8 protein-coding genes and 8 pseudogenes are annotated in these 19549 nt (G+C 62.0%); 10 read left to right on the forward strand and 6 right to left on the reverse strand.

Annotation, left to right across the window (positions count from 1 at the left end):
* Positions 1 to 22 precede the first annotated feature (22 nt).
* Positions 23 to 823, reverse strand: a complete 801-nt coding sequence (locus ACHMW6_RS14820; RefSeq protein ID WP_395407853.1) for an outer membrane protein assembly factor BamD — start codon at positions 821 to 823, stop codon at positions 23 to 25.
* A 66-nt stretch (positions 824 to 889) separates the two neighbouring features.
* Here ACHMW6_RS14820 and ACHMW6_RS14825 point away from each other — a divergent pair, with 66 nt between their 5' ends.
* The 6 genes and pseudogenes from ACHMW6_RS14825 (at position 890) to ACHMW6_RS14850 (ending at position 8326) form a co-directional block, all read left to right on the forward strand.
* Positions 890 to 1981 carry an RluA family pseudouridine synthase gene (locus ACHMW6_RS14825; RefSeq protein ID WP_395407854.1) on the forward strand — a complete coding sequence of 364 codons (1092 nt, stop codon included), beginning with the start codon at positions 890 to 892 and terminating at the stop codon, positions 1979 to 1981.
* 9 nt (positions 1982 to 1990) lie between these two features.
* The gene (gene pgeF / locus ACHMW6_RS14830; RefSeq protein ID WP_395408616.1) at positions 1991 to 2755 is read left to right on the forward strand and encodes a peptidoglycan editing factor PgeF; all 765 of its coding nucleotides are present in this window, start codon (positions 1991 to 1993) and stop codon (positions 2753 to 2755) included.
* Between the two features lie 227 nt (positions 2756 to 2982).
* Positions 2983 to 4705 (forward strand): annotated as a pseudogene (phaC, locus tag ACHMW6_RS14835) (class I poly(R)-hydroxyalkanoic acid synthase).
* A gap of 187 nt (positions 4706 to 4892) precedes the next feature.
* A pseudogene (gene phaR / locus ACHMW6_RS14840) lies at positions 4893 to 5457 on the forward strand (polyhydroxyalkanoate synthesis repressor PhaR).
* A gap of 202 nt (positions 5458 to 5659) precedes the next feature.
* Positions 5660 to 7050 (forward strand): annotated as a pseudogene (gene rimO / locus ACHMW6_RS14845) (30S ribosomal protein S12 methylthiotransferase RimO).
* 112 nt (positions 7051 to 7162) lie between these two features.
* Complete coding sequence (locus ACHMW6_RS14850) at positions 7163 to 8326, forward strand: cystathionine beta-lyase (RefSeq protein ID WP_395407855.1); 1164 nt, start codon at positions 7163 to 7165, stop codon at positions 8324 to 8326.
* Between the two features lie 117 nt (positions 8327 to 8443).
* Here ACHMW6_RS14850 and ACHMW6_RS14855 read toward each other — a convergent pair whose 3' ends face one another.
* Positions 8444 to 8809, reverse strand: coding sequence for a DUF4870 family protein (locus tag ACHMW6_RS14855; protein ID WP_395407856.1), 366 nt, complete (start codon positions 8807 to 8809; stop codon positions 8444 to 8446).
* Between the two features lie 92 nt (positions 8810 to 8901).
* Between ACHMW6_RS14855 and ACHMW6_RS14860 the strand changes: the two are divergent.
* Positions 8902 to 9810: pseudogene (locus tag ACHMW6_RS14860) on the forward strand (LysR substrate-binding domain-containing protein).
* Here the strand turns inward: ACHMW6_RS14860 and ACHMW6_RS14865 are convergent.
* Positions 9807 to 10154 (reverse strand): GFA family protein, encoded by a 348-nt coding sequence (locus tag ACHMW6_RS14865; protein WP_395407857.1) that lies wholly within the window; start codon positions 10152 to 10154, stop codon positions 9807 to 9809. The pseudogene ACHMW6_RS14860 and the gene ACHMW6_RS14865 overlap by 4 nt on opposite strands.
* Before the next feature lie 112 nt (positions 10155 to 10266).
* On the opposite strand from ACHMW6_RS14865, the pseudogene ACHMW6_RS14870 reads away from it, so the two are divergent.
* The 3 genes and pseudogenes from ACHMW6_RS14870 to ACHMW6_RS14880 all read left to right on the forward strand — a co-directional run bounded on the left by ACHMW6_RS14870 (position 10267) and on the right by ACHMW6_RS14880 (position 13779).
* A pseudogene (locus ACHMW6_RS14870) lies at positions 10267 to 11463 on the forward strand (CaiB/BaiF CoA transferase family protein).
* Positions 11457 to 12380 (forward strand): annotated as a pseudogene (locus tag ACHMW6_RS14875) (hydroxymethylglutaryl-CoA lyase). Before ACHMW6_RS14870 ends, ACHMW6_RS14875 begins: the two co-directional pseudogenes overlap by 7 nt.
* Positions 12381 to 12438: 58 nt before the next feature.
* Entirely contained in the window at positions 12439 to 13779 is a 1341-nt protein-coding gene (locus ACHMW6_RS14880) for an MFS transporter (protein ID WP_395407858.1), read from the forward strand.
* On the opposite strand, the gene ACHMW6_RS14885 is transcribed toward ACHMW6_RS14880, so the two are convergent.
* From ACHMW6_RS14885 to mfd, 3 genes and pseudogenes are all read right to left on the reverse strand, one after another.
* Complete coding sequence (locus ACHMW6_RS14885) at positions 13780 to 15132, reverse strand: DUF2252 domain-containing protein (RefSeq protein WP_395407859.1); 1353 nt, start codon at positions 15130 to 15132, stop codon at positions 13780 to 13782. It lies immediately after the preceding gene.
* 84 nt (positions 15133 to 15216) lie between these two features.
* Positions 15217 to 16057 (reverse strand): annotated as a pseudogene (serB, locus tag ACHMW6_RS14890) (phosphoserine phosphatase SerB).
* Between the two features lie 23 nt (positions 16058 to 16080).
* A pseudogene (gene mfd, locus ACHMW6_RS14895) lies at positions 16081 to 19517 on the reverse strand (transcription-repair coupling factor).
* Positions 19518 to 19549 lie beyond the last annotated feature (32 nt).

Raw genomic sequence — 19549 nt, forward strand, 5'->3', positions numbered from 1 at the left:
CACCAGGGTTTGCCGTGGGTTTTCAGCCCCAGAACTTGTACCAGGGCCGCTCGCCCTTGATCGGCGTCTCAAGCATCTTACTATCCGGGAAGTTCTTCTTGAACACGCGCAGCGCGTCATCGCGCAGGATCTCGTTGCCCATCTTGTCGTAACTACGCACCATGATCGCCAGCGCCTCCTCGATCGCCGGGGAATCGGCGAAATCGGTCACAACGCCCTGGGCGCGGTTGGCGGCGGCGAGGAAGGCGCCGCGGCGGTAGTAATAGCGGGCCACATAAATCTCATATTTGGCCATCGCGTTGATCAGGTACTTCATGCGGTCGATCGAATCCGGCGCATACTGGCTGTCCGGGAATTTCTCGACCAGTGCCTTGAACGCGGCGAATGCCTCGCGGGTCGCTTTCGGATCGCGCTCGGCGGGGTCCTGCTCGTAGACGAAGTTCAGTACGCCCAGCTGGTCATTGAAGTTGACCAGGCCGCGCAGGTAATACATATAGTCCACGTTCGGGTGATTTGGGTGCAGCTTGATGAAGCGCTCAACCGCCGCCAGGGCCTGGGCCTGGTCCTGTGACTTGTAATAGGCGTAGGCGATTTCCATCTGCGCCTGTTGTGCGTAGGTGCCAAACGGGTAGCTGGACTCGAGGCGTTCAAACAGCTGAATTGCACGCTCGTAGTGGCCGCCTGCCAATTCGTCCTTGGCCTCCGAGTATAATTTCGTTGCGGACCATCCTTTGGTCTCATCGGCTTTTTCTGGTAACAAACCACAAGCTGACAAACTAAGCAGTACAACGGTTGCTGCAACTACCGAAAATTTTTTTTGCATGTTGATGTGCAAGAAGACGTTTAACTAAAAAACTACACTTGGCTGATTATAGCCTATGGGAATGCTGTGATATTGAATCGTGAGCCTAATTCGGCAGAACAATTGTCCGACCAAGATTTTGATGCCGAATTTGATGGCGACCTGCTGCCCGGTGAGGCGGGTGACCCGTCGGCGCCAATTGAACTGCAACTGACCTCCGAGGTCTGCGGCGAGCGCCTGGACAAGGTCGTTGCCCGCCTGGTGCCGCAATTCTCGCGCGGCCGCCTGCAATCCTGGATCGAAGAAGGCCATATTACCGTCGATGGCAAGCCGGCCAAGGTGCGCGCCACAGTCTATGGCGACGAGAAAATCGTCGTCCATCCCCAGCCTGCCCCGGAAGATGTGGCTTTCGAGCCTGAACAGATCGACCTCAATATTGTTTATGAGGACGATTACTTGATCGTGGTTAATAAGCCGGCCGGCCTGGTCGTGCACCCGGGCGCCGGCAACTGGACCGGCACGCTGCTGAACGGCCTGCTGCACCACTGCCCGCAACTGGGCGGCGTGCCGCGCGCGGGCATCGTCCACCGCCTGGACAAGGATACCTCGGGCCTGATGGTTGTCGGCAAGGATCTGGCGACCCAGACCGACCTGGTACGCCAACTGCAGGCGCGCACGGTGAAGCGCGAGTACTGGTGCCTGGTGTGGGGCACGCCGCATCTGTCCGGCACGATCGATGCGTCGATGGGCCGCCATCCGCGCGAGCGCGTAAAGATGGCCGTTTCGACCAGCATGGGCTCGAAGCCTGCAATTACGCATTACAAGCGCCTGGTGATCGGCGCGCTGGACCGCCGCCCCGTCAGCCTGGTTCAGTGCCGTCTGGAAACTGGCCGCACCCACCAGATTCGCGTCCACATGGCCCACCTCGGCTTCCCGTTGATCGGCGACTACGTGTACGGCAAGCCGCACCTGACCAATGTCTTCCCGCGCCAGGCCCTGCAGGCGCGCCGTCTCGGCCTCATCCACCCGCACACCGGCGAGCCGATGGAATGGACCGTCGAACTGGCGGATGACTTCAAGGAGCTGCTGGCCCGCGCCGGGATCGAAGAACCGGATGAGAACGCGATCGAAGAAGACGATTACGACTACGATGACGACGAATTCGACGACGAACAGTAATTCTTCGCCCTGGCTGGTCCCGACTGGCCGGATGCGCCGCCCAATATCGGCTTCCTCTGCACCACGCGCCTCGGCGGCGTCAGCCCGGGGCCTTATGGAGACGGGCAGGCCGGAGGTGGATTGAACCTCGGCCTGCACGTTGAGGATTCGGCCGAGAACGTCGCGCGCAACAGGGCGCTGTTACGCGCGCAGCTGCCGGCCGAGCCGGTGTGGCTGTCGCAGGTGCACGGCACCGTCGTTGTCGACGCCGCCACGGCCGCCGATGCGGGCGCCGGCGTCCCCGTTGCCGACGCCAGCATTGGCCGCTCGCCGGGCGTGGTATGCGCGGTCCAGACTGCCGACTGCCTGCCCGTATTGTTTGCTGATGTGGACGGCCGCGTGGTGGGCGCCGCCCACGCCGGCTGGCGTGGCCTGGCGGCGGGCGTGCTGGAAGACACCGTTGAAGCGATGCGCACGGCGGGCGCAGGCCAGATCAGCGCCTGGCTCGGTCCGGCGATCGGACCGCAGAAATTTGAAGTTGGTCAGGAAGTAAAAGACGCCTTTGTCGCCCGCAGTGCAGACGCGGCAATTGCGTTTCGCCGGGCGCCTGGGAGCGCCGAGGGCAAGCATCTGGCGGATATTTATGCGCTGGCACGCCAGTCCCTGGCTCGCGCCGGGGTAGCGCGCATATCGGGCGGCGACCGCTGCACGGTCACGGAGGCGGATGTTTTCTATTCCTACCGCCGCGACCGCGTCACCGGACGCCAGGCAACGTTGATCTGGATCAAGAATTAGGAGGGTTTTCGGGCCGTTTTGCTTGAGCTTCGCGCTTGCGTTTGCGAGCTTTGCCACCTGTTAGATAAAATAGTAATCCTAATGGCAACACACAATAAAGCAGGAAGGTCATGATCCCGGCGACCACGGATGGCTCCGTGAACGCCATCAGTAGCACAACATAGATCCACGCAACAGCAACAATCCACATAAGCAGTTCCAGTAACAATATTTAAATTGGAATCAATATGAACATGCCCGACCCGCAAGTTATTGCTAACGCCTGGATGTCGCAGATCAGCGACCCCAACCAGTGGCAATCCTGGTTCAAGATGATGCCGGAAATGGATGTGATCCCGGGCTCTGCCTTGTTACGCGATGCTGGCGCATCCGTAAAACCGGATGTGCTTGAAAAGCTCAAAAACGGCTACATGAGCGAATTTGGCGCGCTTTGGCAGGAGTTCATGACCGGAAAAGCTCCCGCGGTCAAGGACCGCAGGTTCTCGTCCGACGCCTGGCAGCATAATCCTGTTTCGGCGTTCCATGCAGCATCATACCTGCTCAACTCCAAATTCCTCGTGGCGATGGCGGAAGCTGTCGATTCCACCCCGCACCAGAAGGCGAAAGTCCTCTTCGCCGTGCAGCAGATCGTGGATGCCATGTCGCCGGCCAACTTCCTTGCGACCAATCCCGAAGCCCAGCAAAAGCTGATCGAAACCAAGGGCGAAAGCCTGACCAAGGGCCTGGCCAATATGCTGGGCGATATCGCAGCGCGGCCATATTTCCCTGTCCGACGAAAAAGCCTTCGAAGTGGGCCGCAACCTGGCGACCACGGAAGGCGAAGTCGTCTATGAAAATGACTTGTTCCAGCTGATCCAGTATGCGCCGAAGACCGAGCAGGTCGCCCAGCGTCCCCTGCTGATTGTGCCGCCTTGCATCAACAAGTTCTACATTCTCGACCTGCAGCCGGAAAATTCGCTGGTGCGTTACGGGGTGGAGCAGGGCAATACCGTGTTCCTGATGTCGTGGCGCAACCCGACGGATTCGTCCATTTCGAAGGCATCCGTTGACGATTACATCGATCGCGGCGTAATCAATGCAATCAATGTGGCGCGCGAAATCGTCAAGGAAGACCAGCTCAATATGCTGGGCTTCTGCATCGGCGGTACGCTGCTGTCCACTGCACTGGCCGTGCTGGCGGCGCGCGGCGAGAAGCCGGCGTCGAGCCTCACCCTGCTGACGACCTTCCTCGACTTCAGCGATACCGGCGTGCTGAATGTGTTCGTGGATGAGCCGCAAGTCCAGATCCGCGAGCAGACCCTGGCCAATGGCGGCCTGATGATGGGCCGCGACCTGGCCAGCACGTTCTCCAGCCTGCGTCCGAACGACCTGGTGTGGAATTACGTCCAGTCCAACTATCTGAAAGGCAATGAGCCGCCGCCGTTCGACTTGCTGTACTGGAATTCGGATTCGACGAACCTGCCGGGCCCGATGTTCTGCTGGTACCTGCGCCAGACCTATCTGGAGAACAACCTGAAGGTGCCGGGCAAGGTAAAAGTCGCCGGCGAGAAAATAGACCTCTCGAAAATTGAGGTTCCCGCCTTCATCTATGCGTCAAGGGAGGACCACATCGTGCCGTGGACCGCGGCCTACGACTCGCTGCGCATCCTGAACCCGAAAAAGCCGGAAAACAACCGCTTCGTGCTGGGTGCTTCCGGCCACATCGCGGGCGTGATCAACCCTGCGGCCAAGAAGAAGCGCAGCTACTGGACCAATGAAAAGCGCGCTTTGACGGCCGACGAGTGGTTCGCCAACGCCGCCGAACACCCCGGCAGCTGGTGGGGGGAATGGTCGCAGTTCCTTTCCGAGCAGGGCGGCGAGCAGGTCAAGGCGCGTGCCAAGCTTGGCAGTGCTAAGCACAAGCCCATCGAAGCCGCACCAGGCCGTTACGTCAAAGTAAGAGCCGGTTAGCAACGGTAAGTGGCCGGACCTCCTGCCGGTCCGGCCACCAGTCATTTAAGTTGCGTTGCAATAATGTTCAGAACAGGCATTAAACTTATAACTTATAGTGCCTGTCGCGAATTTTTACATCTATAATAGGCTCGGAAATATTGTCAACGGCAGGTAAACGCGCTGCAGCGCAATAAATGGACTTGTGATGAGTAGTGCAAAGAAAAGTACTGAACGATTGATCAAGAAATACCCAAATCGCCGTCTTTACGATACGCAGACCAGTTCCTATATCACCCTGACGGACGTGAAACAGCTTGTGCTTGATGCTGAAGAATTCACGGTCGTCGATGCCAAATCGAACGAGGATCTCACGCGCAGCATCCTGCTCCAGATCATCCTGGAAGAAGAGGCGAGCGGAGTACCCATGTTCTCCACCGACGTATCGGCCCAGATCATCCCGCTACTATGGCCACGCCATGCAGGGCATGATGGGTTCCTACCTCGAAAAGAATATCCAGACCTTCACCGAAATTCAGCGCAAGTTCACTGCGAATGCCGCCAATTTCGACAGCAAGGCCTTCAGCCCGGAAATGTGGACTCAGTTCATGAACGTCCAGGCGCCCATCATGCAGGGCATGATGAATAACTACATCGACCAGAGCAAGAGCCTGTTCGTGCAGATGCAGGAGCAGATGCAGAACCAGAGCAAGAACCTGTTCGGCGCCTTCCCCTTCGTTCCGACACCCCCGTCGTCCAACGACAAGAAATAAGCAAAACCGGCTTCGGCCGGTTTTTTTTTATCGCAACCAACGGCCTGGAACAGGTGGCTGACACTGGCTTTCGTCGTCCTCGGCGGACCTGGGGGCAACAAAGCCAGTGTCAGCCACCAGCTCTTCGCCGCGGGTTTTGGTTGGCGCCGCCAGCGCAATGCTATAATGCTCGATTGCGCTTGATTTTCTCTTCTTGTCTCCCATGCAATCCAAGTCTCTCTCCCGCATTACCCCCGCCGAAGGCGCTGCTGCACCGAAGGTTGGCTTCGTCTCGCTTGGCTGCCCGAAGGCCCTGGTCGATTCCGAGCAGATCCTGACCCAGCTGCGCGCTGAAGGCTATGAAACGGCGAAGTCGTATGACGGCGCCGACCTGGTGATCGTCAATACCTGCGGTTTCATCGACGCTGCCGTGCAGGAATCGCTGGATGCGATCGGCGAGGCGCTGGCCGAGAACGGCAAGGTCATCGTGACCGGCTGCCTGGGCGCAAAGAAGGACTCAGATGGCCAGGACCTGATCCAGAAAATCCACCCGAAAGTGCTGGCCGTGACCGGTCCGCACGCCGTGGGCGAGGTGATGGCTGAGGTCCACACCCACCTGCCGAAGCCGCACGAGCCCTTCATCGACCTGCTGCCACCGCAGGGCGTGAAGCTGACGCCGAAGCACTATGCCTACCTGAAGATTTCCGAAGGCTGCAACCACCGCTGCTCCTTCTGCATCATCCCGTCCATGCGCGGCGACCTGGTGTCGCGTCCGATCGCTGAACTGATGCTGGAAGCCGAGAACTTGTTCAAGGCCGGCGTGAAGGAACTGCTGGTGATCTCGCAGGACACCTCCGCTTACGGCGTGGACGTGAAGTTCCGCTCCGGCTTCTGGAATGGCCGTCCGGTGAAAACCCATATGACCCAGCTGACCCAGGCCCTGGGTGAGCTGGCGAAGCAGTACGGCGCGTGGGTGCGCCTGCACGCTATGTGTACCCGTACCCGCACGTGGACGAAATCATCCCGATGATGAGCGGCGGCCATATCCTGCCTTACCTGGACGTGCCGTTGCAGCACGCGCATCCGGATGTGCTGAAGCGCATGAAGCGTCCGGCGTCCGGTGAGAAGAACCTGGAGCGCATCCTGAAGTGGCGCGAGATGAATCCGGACCTGGTGATCCGCTCCACCTTCATCGCCGGCTTCCCGGGCGAGACCGAGGCGGAGTTTGAGTATCTTCTGGACTTCCTGAAGGAAGCGCAGATCGACCGCCTGGGTTGCTTCGCCTATTCGCCGGTGGAAGGTGCGACCGCCAATGAGCTGGCGAATCCGGTGCCGGAAGAAGTGCGCGAGGAGCGCCGCGGCCGCGTGATGCTGCTGCAGGAGGAGATTTCCCGCAAGCGCCTGCAGGCCAAGGTCGGCAAGACCGTCAAGGTGCTGATCGATGAGCTGACCCCGAGCGGCGCGATTGGCCGTTCGGCGGCCGATGCGCCGGAGATCGATGGCGTGGTGCATGTGAAGCGCCCGTTCGAGCCGCACAAGAAGCTGGCGGTGGGACAGTTCTTTGATGTCGAGATCACGCGCGCAGATGCGCATGATCTGTGGGGCGAGGCTTAATTAGAACCCACGGCGTGAAGCAGGTGTCTGCCACATCGTGGCAGACACCAGGTTTATGCCTTGGGTTTTGGTCGGCGACGCCGGCTCGCATGCCGTAGTTTAGAATTGCGGCATGAGCTCAAAACACCTCCAAACCCAACTAATCCACACCGATTACTCCGCTCCGGAAGGCTTTGCGACCTTCCCAAGCGCGATTCACCATGCGTCTACGGTCTTGTTCAAGAACGTGGCGGCCATGCGCTCTGGCGACTGGAAAGAAAAGAACGCCTATACCTATGGCCTGCACGGCACGCCGACCACCTTCACGCTGGAAGCGCGTCTGGCTGAAATCGAGGGTGGTGCGCATTGCCTGCTGGCGCCGAGCGGACTCGCGGCCATTGCCATGGTCGATTTCGCGCTGCTGAAAACGGGCGATGACGTCCTGTTGCCGGACAATGTCTACAACCCGAACCGCGAACTGGGCAAGTGGCTTTCCGCCGACTTCGGCATCACGGCGCGCTATTACGATCCGCTGATCGGCGCCGGCATCGCTGAACTGATCCAGCCGAATACAAAGCTGATCTGGACTGAGGCGCCAGGTTCGGTGTCGATGGAAGTGCCCGACCTGCGGGCGATCTGCGCGGCGGCGAAAGCGCGCGGCGTGCTGGTGGCGCTGGACAATACATGGTCCGCCGGCCTGGCCCTGCGCGGCTTCGATATGGGCGTGGACATCATCATGCAGGCGCTGACCAAGTACCAGTCCGGCGGCTCCGATGTGCTGATGGGCGCACTGATCACGCGTGACCGCGCGCTGCACGACCGCCTGAGCATGGCCCATATGCGCCTCGGCATGGGCGTCGGCGCGGACGATGCCTATCTGGTACTGCGCGGCCTGCCCACGATGAAGCTGCGCTTCGAAGCGCATGACGCCTCGGCGCGCAAGGTGGCGGGCTGGCTGAAGGCCCGCCCCGAAATCACCAAAGTGCTGCATCCAGCCTTCGAGGACTGTCCGGGCCACGAACACTGGAAGCGCGATTTCACCGGCGCAGGCGGCCTGTTCTCCGTGCTGTTCGATGCGAAGTACACGGAAGAACAGACCGACCGTTTCGTCGATTCCCTGAAGCTGTTCAAGATCGGCTATAGCTGGGGCGGCGCCAACAGCCTGTGCGTGCCGTACCGCATCCAGGCCATGCGTCGCAACTGGAAGGACGCCGGCACCCTGGTCCGATTCAATATCGGCCTGGAAGACCCGGCCGACCTCATTGCCGACATCGAACAGGCGCTGGCGGCGCTTTAAGCGTCGCGGATCGGCACAGTTAGGGGTCAGGCACGAAATGTTCATGAGCCCGCTCACCAAGCGGACTCATGTAACATTTCGTGCCTGACCCCTTAGGCGGTTTGACCCCTTAGGCGGTTAAGAATCGCCGATCGGCACGTTGTTGTTGAGGGCCGACCAGCCGCGCAGCAGGCGGTAGACCTTCCACAGCCACGCGCCAACCCAGACCACCCAGGCCAGCGGGATGCCGATGATGGTCGCGAACAGACACCAGCCGACGATCACCCAGACCACGTACCACCAGAAAGAACGGATCATCCAGCCGTGATGGCTGTAGATGAAGGTGCCCTGGGCTTCGTCGCGCTTGATGTAGTTGAGGATCAGCGGGATGAAGGACGCCAGTCCCAGCGTGAAGAAAACGCTCAGGCCGTGGCCGAGATAGAGCCACCACGCCCAGTTCTTGGCCGAGTCGGTGCGCGAGTCCAGGATGAGTTCTTGTGCCATGCTTATACTCCTTATGAAAGTATCAACGCAATTATAGCCATCTTGACAAGCGTTGGGCGCACTTTGGTAAAGTAGGGGATGGCTACCCAAACCTGCTTCGTCGGCTCGACCCGACCACCCTCCAGCTTTTCCTCTCCGTGCATGAGGAAGGAACGCTCACGCGCGCCGCCGAGCGCGAGGCCATCGCTGTCTCCGCCGCCAGCAAACGGCTGGTGGAACTGGAGCAGGCGCTCAATGTGCCGCTCTTCGTCCGCAAGACGCGCGGCATGGAACTCACGCCCGCCGGCGAAACCCTGCTGACCCACGCGCGCCGCATGCTGCTCAGCGTGGAAAAGATCGGCGTCGAACTGGCCGAACACGCGCAGGGGATACGCGGCTACGTGCGCATGGTGGCCAACCTGTCCGCCATTGTGGAATTCCTGCCGGAGGATTTGCGTGCTTTCCTGGCGAATCACGCCCAGGTGCGCCTGGACCTTGAAGAGCGCCCGAGCGACAGCGTGGTGCGCGGCGTGGAAGATGGCTGGGCCGATATCGGCATTTGCTCGGGGGATGTGGACACCCGCGCATTGCGTACGGAGCTTTACCGGCGCGACCGCCTGGTGATGGTGGTGCGCGGCGACCACGCGTTGTCGGCGCGCGGGCGTGTCGCCTTTGCCGAGACGCTGGATTACGACCATGTCGGCCTGCATGTGAATAGTTCCATCAACACGCGCATGCACCTGGCCGCGCGAGCCGCGGGGACGAACGCTGCGGGTGCCCATTCATGTGCCGGGCTTCGATGCCGTCTGCCGCATGGCGCAGGTGGGCATGGGCATAGGGCTGATCCCATACGACGTTTTCCTCGCCATCGGCAAGCCGCTCGGCCTGGCCGCGCTGGCGCTGGACGAGACCTGGGCCGAGCGCGAACTGAAGATCGTCATCCGTGACGAGGAAAGCCTGTCCCGGTCACGCAGGCCCTGTTCGGGCACCTGCGCAGCGCGGAGGCACGCGCCAGGGCTTAGTGGTGCTTGCCGTCGTAGTGGGTGACCGGCACTTGATCGAGGTCGATATCCTCGAGACAGCGCACATTGACCGCGGCCATCTTGTTGCCGTCCTTGTCCACGCCTTCCGCGTAAGGATGAATGCCGCACTTGGGGCAGAAGCGGTGCTTGATCACATGCTTGTTGAAGAGGTAGGTGCTGGCGTTGCCTTCCGGCGTGGTGAGCTTGAATTGCGCAGCAGGCACGAACCACAGCAATGAACCTTTGCGCTGGCACATGGAGCAGTTGCAGGCCATCGCGTTCTTGATTTCGCCCTCGACTTCATACGCCACATGACCACAGTGGCAGCTGCCTTTGTAATGCATGGTTGTCTCCTTGTTAACGTTCGCGATTGGCGAATGATACTCGCTTTTTTGCGTCTGGACGGAAACGCAGGGTCTTGACTATCCTGCTATCACTAACAGAAGGAGACACGCAATGAGTGGACCACTCACCGGCATCAAGGTTATTGAAATCGGCACCCTGATCGCCGCCCCATTCGCCGCCCGCCTGATGGCGGAATTCGGCGCGGAAGTCATCAAGATCGAAGCCCCCGGCGAGGGCGATCCGATCCGCAAATGGCGCAAGCTGCACAAGGGCACCTCGCTCTGGTGGTATCTGCAGTCGCGCAATAAGAAATCCATTTCGATCAACCTGAAGGCGCCGGAAGGCATCGCCATCGTCAAGCGCCTGGCCGAAAGCGCCGATGTGCTGATCGAGAACATGAAGCCGGGCGCGCTGGAGAAGCTGGGCCTGGGCTGGGATGTGCTGCATGCGCTGAATCCGAAACTGACCATGGTGCGCATCTCGGGCTACGGCCAGAGCGGGCCTTACAAGGACCGTCCCGGCTTCGGCGCCATCGGCGAGGCGATGGGCGGCATCCGTTATACGACGGGCGAGGAAGGCCGCGTGCCGGCCCGGGTGGGTGTGAGCCTGGGGCGACTCGCTGGCGTCGCTGCATGCGGTGATGGGGGCGCTGATGTCCGTTTTGCGCGTGAAGACGGGGCAGGGCGATGGCCAGGTGGTGGACGTGTCGCTGGTCGAGAGTGTGTTCAACCTCATGGAAAGCCTGATTCCGGAATATGACCTGCTGGGCCATGTACGCGAGCGCAGTGGCGGCGCACTGCCGGGCATTGCGCCATCGAACACTTACCCTACCCGCGACGGTTCCTATGTCGTCATCGCCGGCAACAGCAATCCGATTTACAAGCGCCTGATGCACACCATTGGCCGCCCGGACCTGGCCGAAGATCCGCGATTCGCCCAGAACGACGGCCGCGCCGCGCAGGTGGCGCTCATCGATGGCGCGATCGCGGGGTGGACTTCTGCGCACAGCATCGAGGATGTGCTGGCAGCGCTGGAACGCGCCGAAGTGCCGGCAGGACGCATCTATTCGGTGAAAGACATTGTCGCCGACCCGCATTACCAGGCGCGCGACATGATCCTGCAATCCACACTGCCGGACGGCGTGCAGGTGAAGATGCCGGGCATCGTGCCAAGCTGTCCGACACGCCGGGCGAAGTGCGCTGGCAGGGGCCGGAGCTGGGCGAGCATACCGCGTCCGTGCTGGCGGAAATGGGCATGACGGCGGGCGATATCGAGCGCCTGCGCGAACAGGGAGTGGTGCAATGCTGATCGTCCAGGAAGTCTCCCCGCGCGACGGACTGCAGATCGAGCCGGTGTTCGTGCCGACCGATAGCAAGGTGGCGCTGATCGATGCGCTGTCCTCCGCCGGGTTCTCGCGCATCGAAGCAGGTTCCTTCGTTTCGCCCAAGGCCATTCCGGCCCTGCGTGATGGCGACGAAGTGTTCCGCCGCATCAAGCGCCGTCCGGGTGTGAAATTCGTGGCGCTGGTGCCGAACCTGAAGGGCGCCCAGCGCGCATTGGAGGCAAGTGCGGATGAACTGAACCTGGTGATGTCCGCCAGCCAGACGCATAACCGCGCCAATATGCGCATGACGCGTGCCCAGTCGCTGGCGGCTTCCGCGACATTGTTCAGGCCACGGGCGACGCGGCCACGCTGAACGGCGCGGTGGCCACGGCCTTCGGCTGCCCCTTTGAAGGCAGGATCGACGAAGACCTGGTGATGGCTATCGTCGACGACTACCTGCAGATGGGCATGCAGGGCATCACGCTGGCCGATACGACCGGCATGGCCAATCCGCTGCAGGTGGGGCGCATCGTGCGGCGCGTGCTGGAGCGCGTGCGCACCTCCCAGCTCACGCTGCACTTCCATAACACGCGCGGGCTGGGGCTGGCCAATGTGCTGGCGGCCTATGAAGCGGGCGCGCGCCGATTCGATGCATCGCTGGGCGGCCTGGGCGGCTGTCCTTTTGCACCCGGCGCTTCGGGGAATATCTGCCGCCGAAGACCTGGTTCATATGTGCGAGGAGATGGGGATTCCGACCGGGATCGATCTGCCTGCACTGATCGCGCTCTCGCTCACACTGCCTCCCGTGCTGGGGCATGACTTGCCGGGCCAGGTGGTCAAGGCGGGCCGCAACTGCGACCTGCACCCCACACCGCCTGAACTGCTGGCCGCCGCGGCCTGACCAAACCAAAACCAACCAGATGACCGGCCCTGCGAAGCGCCGGCAAAGGAGACTTTTTATGTCCACGCAAACCACACTGGCTGCCGGTGCGGCCAATACGGCGGGCGCCGCAGCAGGCGCCGATGCCCTCACCGAAGCGGCCGTCGTGCGCAAGACGGCCTGGCGCATCATGCCGCTGATCATGATCTGCTATCTGTTCGCCTTCTTCGACCGCATCAACATCAGTTTCGCCAAATTCCAGCTGCAGGGCGACCTGGGGCTGAGCGACACGGCTTATGGCCTGGGCGCCAGCCTGTTCGTGGTCGGCTATGTGCTGTTCGAAGTACCGAGCAATATGATGCTGTACAAGGTCGGCGCGCGGCGCTGGATTGCGCGCATCATGATTTCCTGGGGTATCGCCACGGCTGCCATGGTGTTCGTGCAAAGCGAGTGGCAGTTCTACGGCCTGCGCTTCCTGATCGGCGCGATGGAAGCGGGCTTCGCGCCGGGCGTGCTGTATTACCTGACGCTGTGGTTCCCCACCAGCTTCCGCGGCCGCGTAACGTCGATGCTGTTCCTGGCGTCTGCCTTCGCCGGACTGTTTGGTGCGCCGTTCTCGGGCCTGATCCTCAGCAATCTGGAAGGCGCGATGGGCATGCGTGGCTGGCACTGGCTGTTCCTGCTGGGCGGCGTGCCTTGCGTGGCGCTGGGCCTCGTCGTGCTGAACCAGCTGAAGGACCGTATCGAGGATGCGAAGTGGCTCTCACCGGCCGAGCAGGCCACGCTGCGCAACAGCATCACGCAGGCCGCGCCACATGGCGCCGGGCATTCGCTGTGGGCGGCCATCAAGACGCCGGGTTTCCTGACCCTGGGCCTTGTGTACTTCCTGATCCAGATCGCATCCTATGGCCTGAACTTCTGGACGCCGCACCTGATCCGCAGCGCCGGCACCCAGAATTCGACGGTGATCGGTCTGCTGACGGCCGTGCCTTATGTGTGCGGCGCCATCAGCATGGTGCTGATCGGACGCCTGTCCGATGCCAGCGGCCAGCGGCACAAATACGTGGCGGGTTTGCTGATCCTGGCTGCGTTGGGCTTCTTCAGCGCGGGAATCTTCGACAAGCACACCGGCCTGCTGGTGCTGGCGCTGGCCGTACTCGGAGCGGGTGTGGTGGCGTCGATCCCGGCCTTCTGGGCGCTGCCGCCGAAGCTGGTGACCGGCGCCGGTGCGGCGGGCGGTATTGCGCTGATCAACACGCTGGGCCAACTGGGCGGCATCGTCAGCCCGGTGATGGTGGGCCGTATCAAGGATGTCACCGGCAGCACCACGCCCGCGCTGTATGTGATCGGCGGGCTGGCGCTGCTGTGCGCACTGATCGTGCTGCGTGGCCTGCCGCAGCGCCTGCGGCAGAAGGAGTGATCAGTACAGCGGCGTGCCGGCGTTCTTCGCCGCGACGAAGGCTTGCCAGTCCAGCGTGACCTGGGTGGCGTAGTCGTAGGCGAAGTTCGCCAGCTCGGACTTGAAGCTGCTCTTGCTGGTCACGGCATCGGTCACCTGCTTGTCGATGCTGTAGCTGACGACGGTGGCGTCATAGTCCTGGTCCGCCAGCGCGTGGGCCGAGGCCAGCGCCTGGCCCAGGTAGGTGGCGGCGGTATTCGGCTTGCCGGCTGTGCTCAGCGCCGCCAGGTCGATGTCCTGCTGCCACGGCGATTTTTCGTGCAGGAAGAAAGCCATGCCATTGGCGCTGGTGTAGCCGGCCAGTACATCTGCGTTGATCAGCTGGGCCTTCAGCGTGCGCGCCACGCGGTTGCCTTCGTTGTAGGCGTAGGAAGAAGCAGGCAGCTTGCCGTTGTTGATGGTGGCGACCGCGCCGGAGACGGACTGCCTCATTTCGACGATCACGTCGTCCGAGGTGGAGGAGGATGGGCCTTCCAGCAGCAGGTAGTAGCGCAGCTTGCCCAGGCTGCCGACGCCGGAGCCCAGCTTCTGGCGGATGTCCTTCACGGTGTAATAGCTGGCTGCATACTGCTTCGATGCGGCGATCGAGTTGATGTAGCCGCTCATCGAATTCACCAGCGCCGTGTAGGTGGCGCCGCTGACGGGCACCAGCTGTGAGGTGGTCTGGAATACGCGTGCCGAGCCATTCAGTTGCGTGTATTTGGACAGCAGGCTGCTGCGGGAATCGGAGGCGCCGGCGCTGATCGTGTCCTGCACGGCGCCGCTGGTGTTGCCGTTCTTGAGCTGGAAGGTGAGTTCGTCGCCCGTGCCCTTGAAGGCGTCCATCTTGTCCAGGTAGGCACCAACCATGGTGTTGATGGCGGTCGTGATGTCCGCATCGGCGATGCCGTTTTCGCGGCCGGCCAGGATCATGCTGACTGCGAGACGGCGCAGGTCCCACACATACTGGCCCAGATAGCCCTCATCGAAGTCGCCGACGGCGAAGACTTGCGTGCCGCTGGAGTCGCGGTTCGAGCCGAAATTGCCGATATGGGTGTCGCCGCCCAGCCAGGTGTAGCCGGTTTGCACACTGGTGTAGAGGGAAGCGGGCAGGGTGGCCATGTCCTGCATGAAGACATGGTCGGTGCCGCGGTAGAACAGGAAGGGGCTGCCGGCCATGGTCGACATCTTGGTCGCCAGGTCCGCGCTGTTCGTCGCTGCGAACTGGTGGTTATAGGTGTAGACCTGGTTGACCACCCACGACGGGCGGGAAGAGGCTGCGTGGGCATGCATGGCCAGCACGGCGCTGGCCACCAGGAGAGCGATTTTCTTCATGTTTCTGCGTTCCTATCGGCGGTGGCAAATGGCCGCGGTATAGGAACGCGAGATGACAGGCCGATGACGCTGTGTGGCGCGCCCTCAGACGAAGAGGTTGAGAATGCCGTCCAGACCTACGAAGTTGAGGGCCACGCTGGCCTGTTCGCGCACCACGGGCTTGGCGCGGAAGGCGACGGACATGCCGGCGATGCTCATCATTTTCAGGTCGTTGGCGCCGTCGCCCATCACGATGGCCTGCTCCGGCGTGATGCCCAGCGAAGCGCAGACGTGCTCCACGGTCTTCTTCTTCACTTCAGCGTCCACGATCTCGCCCAGCACGCGGCCGGTCAGCTTGCCGTCGATGATTTCGAGTTCGTTGGCGCGCGTGAAGTTCAGGCCGAGGCGCTGCTTCAGGTGCTCGGTGAAGTAGGTGAAGCCGCCGGAGACGAGCAGGGTTTGCAGGCCCGCGGCCTGCACGGCTTTCAGCATTCGCTCCGCGCCGGGGAAAGCTGCAGGCGCTCTTCATATACGCGCTGCAGGGCGGAGGCGTCCAGGCCTTCCAGCAGGGCCACGCGGCGGCGCAGGCTTTCGGAGAAATCAAGTTCGCCGCGCATGGCCGCTTCGGTGATTTCGGCCACTTGCGGCTTGAGGCCCTGCATGTCGGCGATTTCGTCGATGCACTCGATGGTGATCAGGGTGGAGTCCATGTCCATCGCCACCAGGCGGAATTCGTTCAGGTGGTGATGACCCATCATATAGGTGGCATCCAGCTGGGCGGCATGCGCGGCGACCTCGATGGTCTGGCGCAGGGCGGGCGAATAGCTGATCCCTTCGCAGCGTACGGCGTTTCCGAAACGCGGTGAATGGACTTGGGCGCGGTCAGGGCGGCAATGCGCTCCAGGCGCGCTTCACAGTCGCCAGTGCCTTGCAGCACCAGGTTCATCGTCATGTCGTCGGTCGTCTTCATCAGGCAGTCAATTGTTTTATAGCAGTCTTGATCTGGTTCACACGTGCCGTAAGATCCGGCATGTTTGCGGTAATTTTAAGCTTATCCTGGCCATTCAGCTTGATGTGTCGCTGATTCTGGATCAGGTGAATGATGCGCATCGGGTCGATGGGCGGTTTGGACATGAATTGCAGGTTGGCAGCCTCGCTGTGCGCGTCGATCTTGATGATACCGACGGTCTTGGCCGCGATGCGCAGGCGGTGGGTCTCCACCAGCGCCTTGGCCTGCTCCGGCAGTTTGCCGAAGCGGTCGATCAGCTCTTCCTGCAGGGAATCGATGGCCTCCTGCGTTTCGCAGTTGGCCAGGCGCTTGTAGATGGACAGGCGCTCGTGCACGTCGCCGCAGAAGTCCGCGGGTAGCAGGGCGGGAACGTGCAGGTTGATTTCGGTGGTGGTGGCCAGCGGCGCGGCCAGGTCGGCTCCTTGCCCGCCTTCAGTGCCCGCACGGCTTCGTTCAGCATGTCGGTATAAAGCTGGAAGCCCACTTCCAGCATTTCGCCGGACTGGTCCTCGCCCAGCACCTCGCCTGCGCCCCGGATTTCCAGGTCGTGCATGGCAAGGTAGAAGCCGGAACCCAGTTCTTCCATCTGCTGGATCGCATCCAGGCGGCGTTGCGCCTGTTTGGACAGGCCCTGCACCTCGTTGACGAGCAGGTAGGCATAGGCCTGGTGGTGCGAACGGCCGACGCGGCCGCGCAGCTGGTGCAGCTGGGCCAAGCCGAATTTGTCGGCGCGGTGCATGATGATGGTGTTCGCGGTCGGTACGTCGATACCGGTTTCGATAATCGTGGTGCACAGCAGGATGTTGTAGCGCTGCGCCACGAAATCGCGCATGACTTTTTCCAGGTCGCGTTCGTGCATCTGGCCGTGGGCCACGGCAATGCGCGCCTCCGGCAGCAGCTCGGTCAGCGCCGCCAGGCGGTTCTGGATGGTATCCACCTCATTGTGCAGGAAATAGACCTGGCCGCCGCGCTTCAGCTCACGCAGCACGGCTTCGCGGATGATCGAACCATTCTCGTTGCGCACGAAAGTCTTGATGGCCAGTCGCTTTTGCGGCGCGGTGGCGATCACGGAGAAGTCCCGCAAGCCTTCCAGCGCCATGCCCAGGGTACGCGGGATCGGCGTTGCGGTCAGCGTCAGCACGTCCACTTCGGCGCGCAGGGATTTCAGCGCTTCCTTCTGGCGCACGCCGAAACGGTGTTCCTCGTCGATGATGACGAGGCCGAGGCGCGTGAACTTTACGTCGTCCGACAGCAGCTTGTGCGTTCCGATCACGATATCGACCGTGCCTTCCTGCATGCCCTTGATGGCGTTGGCGATTTCCTTGCCCGTGCGGAAGCGGGACATTTCGGCGATGCGCACCGGCCAGTCGGCAAAACGGTCGGCGAAGGTCTGGGCGTGCTGCTCGGCCAGCAGCGTGGTAGGCGCCAGGATGGCGACCTGTTTGCCGCCCATGACGGCAATGAAGGCGGCGCGCAGCGCCACTTCCGTCTTGCCGAAGCCGACGTCGCCGCAAACCAGGCGGTCCATCGGCTTGCCGGACGTCATATCCTTCATCACGTTCAGGATGGCCGCTGCCTGGTCCGGCGTTTCGTCGAAGCCGAAGCTTTCGGCGAAACGCTCGTAATCGTGGGACGAGTATTCGAAAGCGTGGCCCTGGCGTGCGGCGCGGCGGGCATAAAGGTTCAGCAGCTCGGCGGCGGTGTCGCGCACCTGTTCGGCGGCCTTGCGCTTGGCCTTTTCCCACTGGCCGGAACCCAGCGTGTGCAGCGGCGCATCTTCCGGCGAGCCGCCGGAGTAGCGCGAGATCACGTGCAGCTGGGGAGACGGGCACATAGAGCTTGGTGTCCTTGGCATATTCCAGGTGCAGGAATTCGGTTTCGCCTTCGCCCAGGTCCATGCTGGTCAGTCCCATATAGCGCCCGATGCCGTGATTGATGTGGACCACAGGGTCGCCGATCTTCAGCTCGGACAGGTCGCGCACCATGGACTCGACCTGTGTCACAGCCTCCTGCTTCTTTCTTGCCGACGCGGCGGCCGGTGCCGGCATACAGCTCGGTTTCTGTAATGAACGCCAGACCCTCGTCCAGTTCGAAGCCGGCATGCAGCGGCGCGCTACGCCCAGCACGACTTTGGCGTCAGACGCGAGGAAGCCCTCGTAACCTTCGATCAGTGGTGGATGCAGGTCGAATTCGGCGAAGTACTGCTGCAGCGTTTCGCGGCGGCCGTTCGATTCGGCGCAGATCATCACGCGGCGGCCGCTCTGCATGAGGTAGGCGCGCAGATTGGTCAGCGGATCGTCCAGGTGACGGTTGACGGCGATGTTCGGCACTGGCGCGCTGAGCTCCGATGCGGGCGCGGACATATCGCGGCTGATCGCAATGCGCGGGTGCGGCTTGGCCAGCACGAAGAATTGCTCGTCGCCGAGGAAGATTTGCTCGGGCGCGAGGATGGGACGCTCGCGGTCCGCCTTCAGGAATTTGTAGCGCGACTCGGTATCGGCCCAGAAACGCTTGATGGCAGCGTCGATGTCGCCCACCATGGCCAGCGAGGCGCCTTCGGGCAGGTAGTCGAAGATGGTCGCCGTCTCGTCGAAGAACAGAGGCAGGTAGTCTCGATGCCGGCGGAGGCGATGCCGCTGCTGATGTCCTTGTAGATCACCGTGCGCGACGGATCGCCTTCGAAGGCTTCGCGCCAGCGGCTGCGGAAGGTGGTGCGTGCCGCTTCGTCCATCGGGAATTCGCGGCCCGGCAGCAGGCGCACTTCCTTGACCGGATACAGCGAGCGCTGGGTATCGGCATCGAAGGTGCGGATGGTTTCCACCGTGTCGCCGAACAGGTCGAGGCGGTAAGGCAGGGCGGAGCCCATCGGGAACAGGTCGATCAGGCCACCACGCACCGAATATTCGCCCGGCGACATCACCTGGGTCACATGCGTGTAGCCGGCAAGCGTGAGCTGGGACTTCAGTCGGGTTTCGTCCAGCGACTCGCCCTGCTTGAAGAAGAATGTATAGGCGGCCAGGAAGGAGGGCGGCGCCATGCGCACCAGGGCGGTGGTGGCGGGGACCAGGACCACGTCACACTGGCCGGTCTGGATCTCATGCAGGGTTGCCAGGCGCTCGGACACCAGGTCCTGGTGCGGCGAGAAAGCGTCGTATGGCAGGGTTTCCCAGTCCGGCAGCAAGTGGCAACGCAGCTTGCCTTCGGCGAACCAGGGGATTTCTTCGAGCAGGCGCTGGCCGTCGCTGGCCTGGGCCACGATCACGGCCAGCATCTGGCCGCGCGATTTCAGTTCAAGCGCGGTCTGCGCGAGCGCATACGCATCCGCGGAGCCGAACAGATTAGGCAGCACAAAGCGGTTGCCGGGCTTGGGTATTGCTTTTTTTAAGTCAAAGGACATGCAGAAACGGAGGCGCTATCGAATGTCTGGCC

It is taken from the genome of Pseudoduganella sp. UC29_106, assembly GCF_044055365.1.
Lineage (GTDB): Bacteria > Pseudomonadota > Gammaproteobacteria > Burkholderiales > Burkholderiaceae_D > Rugamonas.

What these genes read in the sequence shown, in the direction of transcription:
- ACHMW6_RS14820 (WP_395407853.1), bottom strand. Translation starts at nt 823, where the DNA reads ATGCAAAAAAAATTTTCGGTAGTTGCAGCAACCGTTGTACTGCTTAGT.
- ACHMW6_RS14850 (WP_395407855.1), top strand. Translation starts at nt 7,163, where the DNA reads ATGAGCTCAAAACACCTCCAAACCCAACTAATCCACACCGATTACTCC.
- ACHMW6_RS14855 (WP_395407856.1), bottom strand. Translation starts at nt 8,809, where the DNA reads ATGGCACAAGAACTCATCCTGGACTCGCGCACCGACTCGGCCAAGAAC.
- ACHMW6_RS14865 (WP_395407857.1), bottom strand. Translation starts at nt 10,154, where the DNA reads ATGCATTACAAAGGCAGCTGCCACTGTGGTCATGTGGCGTATGAAGTC.
- ACHMW6_RS14880 (WP_395407858.1), top strand. Translation starts at nt 12,439, where the DNA reads ATGTCCACGCAAACCACACTGGCTGCCGGTGCGGCCAATACGGCGGGC.
- ACHMW6_RS14885 (WP_395407859.1), bottom strand. Translation starts at nt 15,132, where the DNA reads ATGAAGAAAATCGCTCTCCTGGTGGCCAGCGCCGTGCTGGCCATGCAT.